Annotated in this window: 4 protein-coding genes; 3 read left to right on the plus strand and 1 reads right to left on the minus strand. The window is 41.4% G+C overall.

Annotated features, from left to right (window positions below; genetic code table 11):
* The 3 genes from U9Q77_03840 to U9Q77_03850 all read left to right on the plus strand — a co-directional run.
* A partial coding sequence (locus U9Q77_03840; protein MEA3286492.1) for a DUF354 domain-containing protein occupies positions 1–1,037 on the plus strand: 1,037 nt, incomplete at its 5' end.
* Positions 1,038–1,053: 16 nt separating this feature from the next.
* Positions 1,054–2,073, plus strand: a complete 1,020-nt coding sequence (locus U9Q77_03845; protein MEA3286493.1) for a Gfo/Idh/MocA family oxidoreductase — start codon at positions 1,054–1,056, stop codon at positions 2,071–2,073.
* A gap of 4 nt (positions 2,074–2,077) precedes the next feature.
* On the plus strand, positions 2,078–2,950 hold the full coding sequence (locus U9Q77_03850; protein MEA3286494.1) for a hypothetical protein: 873 nt from the start codon (positions 2,078–2,080) through the stop codon (positions 2,948–2,950).
* A 1,358-nt stretch (positions 2,951–4,308) separates the two neighbouring features.
* Here the strand turns inward: U9Q77_03850 and U9Q77_03855 are convergent.
* Positions 4,309–4,417: type II toxin-antitoxin system mRNA interferase toxin, RelE/StbE family (locus U9Q77_03855; protein ID MEA3286495.1), on the minus strand; the 109-nt coding region annotated here is incomplete at its 5' end.

A 4,417-nucleotide genomic window follows, 5' to 3' on the forward strand; every position in this document is an offset into this window, starting at 1 on the left:
AAAAGATGCGAATCTGGTTTGACCTATCAAATTCACCGCACATTAATTTTTTTTATTCTCTGATTCGAGATCTGGAAAAAGATCATGAAATCATAATCACTTGCCGGCTGCTTGCTAATACGATTGATCTCTTGAAGCTTCACCATTTATCTTTTGAAGTGGTTGGCCGACATTACGGTGCCAACTTATTAAATAAAATTTTGGGTTATCCGGTACGGGTTGTTCAGCTTTATCAGTACTTACGCAGCCGGAAACCAGATGTGGCGATTTCACACAGTTCATTTCACTCTCCTGCGGTTTCCTGTCTTCTTGGATGTCGATCTATCTATTTGAACGATAATGAGCATGCAGTTGGTAATGTGCCGGCCTTTCTTGCTGCCGATACCATAATGATTCCTGAATTTCTAGATCGACAGCGCATCCACAAACAAGGGGCAAGTAATGTGAAAATTATACAGTACCCTGGCGTAAAAGAAGGGATTTATTTATGGAATCTGGCAGATCTTAGTAGGAGAGAATTTGCTAGAAATGAGAAAAATGAAAAAAAGGAAAAAGTTGTGTTTGTCCGGCCTGAGCCATGGACCGCGCAGTATTATAAAGGGGATCTGAATTTTATGGACTCTTTATTGCTTGGGTTGAAGGAACACGTCAAAGTTGTTCTTCTTCCCCGAGGCGAATCTCAGGCAGTACATTATAGAAGACCCGATTTTTCCCGCATTACCATCTTGGATAAACCGATGGGATTAGCGGAAGTTGTTCAGGATTGCAGCATGTTCATCGGTGCAGGTGGCACGATGACGCGCGAAATGGCTGTGCTGGGTATCCCGACCATTTCAGTTTATCAGGACGATTTGCTTGATGTTGACAAATATTTAATAAGTATCGATCAGATGATTCACCGGCCTGATCTTGATGCAGACTTCGCTCTTGAATATCTCAAAAACTGTGTGCAAAAACCGCCAAGCAAGGAGTTGCTGACCAAAGGGCAGCAGGCCTATGAAATGATAAAGTCCATTTTGCTGGGTAATAACGTATAAAAGGAGACTAGATTATATGATTAAAGCCGGTCTTGTTGGCTTGGGTAAAATGGGGATTTCCCATTGCTCAATTGTCAATACCCATCCTGAAGTTGATCTTGTGGCTGTTTGCGATACTTCGAAGTTTGTGTTGTCATGTATCGGTAAATACGCTGGTATTAAGTGTTTCAAAAATTACAAGAAAATGATCGATACGTGTAATCTGAATTGCGTAATTGTCGCTACTCCTACGAAATTTCATGCTGATATGGTGCGGTATGCATTAAAGCGTAATCTGCATATCTTTGTTGAAAAACCATTCTGTCTGCATATTGATGACGGCCAGGAAATGGTTGCAATTGCCGAGCGTAATAATTTGGTAAACCAGGTAGGGTATCATAATCGTTTTATCGGAACCTTTCAGAAGGTTAGGGACCTGGTCAGAGACAATACTATTGGTGAAGTCTATCATTTCCTCGGAGAGGCGTATGGTCCGGTAGTTCTGAAAGAAAAAGGGGGTACATGGCGCTCTGATATGGCTGAGGGGGGAGGATGCTTATATGATTATGCTTCCCATGTCATTAATTTGGTCCAGTTTATATTAGGAAATCCTGACAGCGTTTCCGGGAGTGTTCTGAAGAAGATTTATTCCAAAGGTGTTGATGACGCAGTTTATGCAACCCTTTTGTATAACAATGGCCTTAGCGGCCAGCTTTCGGTGAACTGGAGTGACGAGACCTATCGCAAAATGTCAACCCAGGTCACTATTCTTGGTAAGCGAGGTAAAATTATTGCGGATGCGCAGGAGTGCAAAATTTACCTTCGCGATGAGCAAGCAGGTGCCAAGCTGGAGAAGGGATGGAATCTGCGTTACGTCACCGACTTGTCGCAAGATGTATGGTTTTACCTTCGGGGTGAGGAATATTCCGCCCAGATCGATCACTTTATTCAGTGCATCAAGACAAACAACAGGGACAACATCAATTCATTTGCCGGTGCATTACAGACTGACAACATAGTCAATTTACTCAAGAATGACGCAATGGCGAGGGTTTGATCTTATGGATAGAGTGATTTTTGGAGACAACCAGTTTTTTGCGGTCAACCATATGTCTGATGAAAAATCCCGGGCTCAGGCCATGCGTTTTAAGGATACCAGGGCAGTCATGGACGTGCTGGACATTGTGTATGACTTGGGGATTCATACATTCATGTGCACAACCCATGATCGCATTGCAGAGGTGTGCGATTTTATTCGAGCAGATAAACAGCGTTACAAGGATTTCAAGATATACCCCTGTATGCCTTACGCTCATAAGTATGCAAACGCTGTAACCGAGCTGGGGATCATAGGTACCTTGAAACGTTTTATGCCTGGGAGCATACTCGGTACGGTAGCAAGGGGAGGTATGGCAGTAGCCAAACAGGACTTTATCAGCATGATGAAATTGTTGGTGGATGCAGAAATGACAATGTTCAAGGGGCTAGATATTGAAGTAATCTTTCTGCAGAATGTGGTCACTGACCTGTTGTTGGGTCTGGGGATGAAGGATTTCTTTGTTGCTTTTACAGAGCATGTCAAGGAAAAATATGGGGCGGAAGCAGGATTTATTACTATGAATATGCCGCTTCTTTTAGATAAGCTCGAAGAGTGTGGAATTGAGAATCCTATAATCAGCAGTTCTATAAACAAGATAGGTTTTAGAATGTCAGGCGGTAAACACCTCTATGAAACAGTAATTCAAGAGAGAAATTTTCGGCCGATAGCAATGCAGGTATTGGCGGCGGGATCTATCTCGCCTCACGAAGCAATAGAATATGTATGTGCTCAAAAACGAATCCAGTCCATATTATTTGGGGCATCGACAAGAGCACACATTAAACAAACAAAAGAACTGATTGAAAGTATGAGCTGGAAGGAAAACAGATCCTGAAACGGGGCAAGGAATTAAACTTAGGAACGGGAGATAAATAAGTTGAACAAAAATCAGACTTTTCCAGGCCAATTCGGGGCCATTTGAACGGGTTAGTTTCATGCCCGAGATTCGAAATTAAACTGATCCTTACCTCGACCTGTACGCCTCAGTTTCCCCACCAGGAAACTCGATTCAACCCAAGATCTTTGCGTTGCTTGAACATTGTGACAAGTTTTTTCTTAATGTCATGCCGATCACCATCTAAGTAGTGTCTGAACGAAAACTCCTTAACCTATTGTTTTAAATAATAATGATGGATTTTTGAAACGAAGATTTCAGAATATTGTCATTTTTGAGACGATACATCAAGGAATTACTTGACAAATCGCCAAAAATGGATCGGTCGCCAAAAATCTTCGTTTCAAAAAATGACAAAAAAACTTCTAATTGTGACTGTAACTTACTGAGATTATTAATCTCGATTTAAAAATCGGGGGTTTTCGTTCAGGCACTAAGTATGTTAACAGAAAATCTTCGGAGTCATCAAGGCTCAACCTATCTGTATACAATAAAAGTAGTCAATATGCCAAATATTTCCATCTATAAGTACATACATAAAGTATCCTATTAAAAGACAGTTATCAAGCGTTTTCTTGCAAAAACTCCCAAATTCATGTAAGCAGGATAATAGCACGACAGGTAAGTGATGTAAAGTGATGTAAAACCAATAGGTTAGTAGCGTTTAGCTGCCCATATAGTCTGTGTACTTAGTCTGTGTACTGATAAGAAGAATTGGCATCAAGTCTATGTACAGATATTTTCTCAGGCAGTTATCATAATATTTCTGAATATTGTAGTGATTCCGCTTGATTGTCAATCTATATGGGACGAGAGCACAGCCTAGTTAATAAAAAAAATGGCTCGGAACGACGGAATATCTGGGCTTGGAATTGGGCTGGAAAAGTCTGAAAATTAATAGGATTTTTTGTTGTATTCAAGGCGCGAGGAGCGAGCATAACGGGTTATGTGATCGACGAGCAACGAAGAAGACGGCAAAAAAGACATTAATTTGTTCAAGTTATTTATTGTACGTTCCTTAGCGTTCTTTGTTTACCCCGTAGCTCCGGAAGATGGTACTGGGGCGCCTTAGCGGTGAACAGTATTCAGACAAAAATCCTATATTGACTCGTAGCTGATGGCTTAATGTCCTCACCACTTCCAACCATTTTTCATCTTAGGGCTGAAAACCAGGTAACCGGCTCCTGCCATCTGTTAAGGGCCAATGGACTCAACATCATGGTGGACTGTGGAGCTGCACAGGGCAGGGTAAAGAGGGTCAGAAGTCAGATGTCAGCGGTCAGATGCTGGATCTGCGGCTATTTAAATATCTGAGAATGAGTGCCGATTCTCGTTAACCTGATAATGTCGTCTTCAACATAATATACAACCAGTACATCTCCACCAATATGAAATTCTTTAAAATCT

It is taken from the genome of Candidatus Neomarinimicrobiota bacterium (assembly GCA_034716895.1).
In the GTDB taxonomy this organism is placed as follows: Bacteria; Fidelibacterota; UBA8477; order UBA8477; family JABMPR01; genus JABMPR01.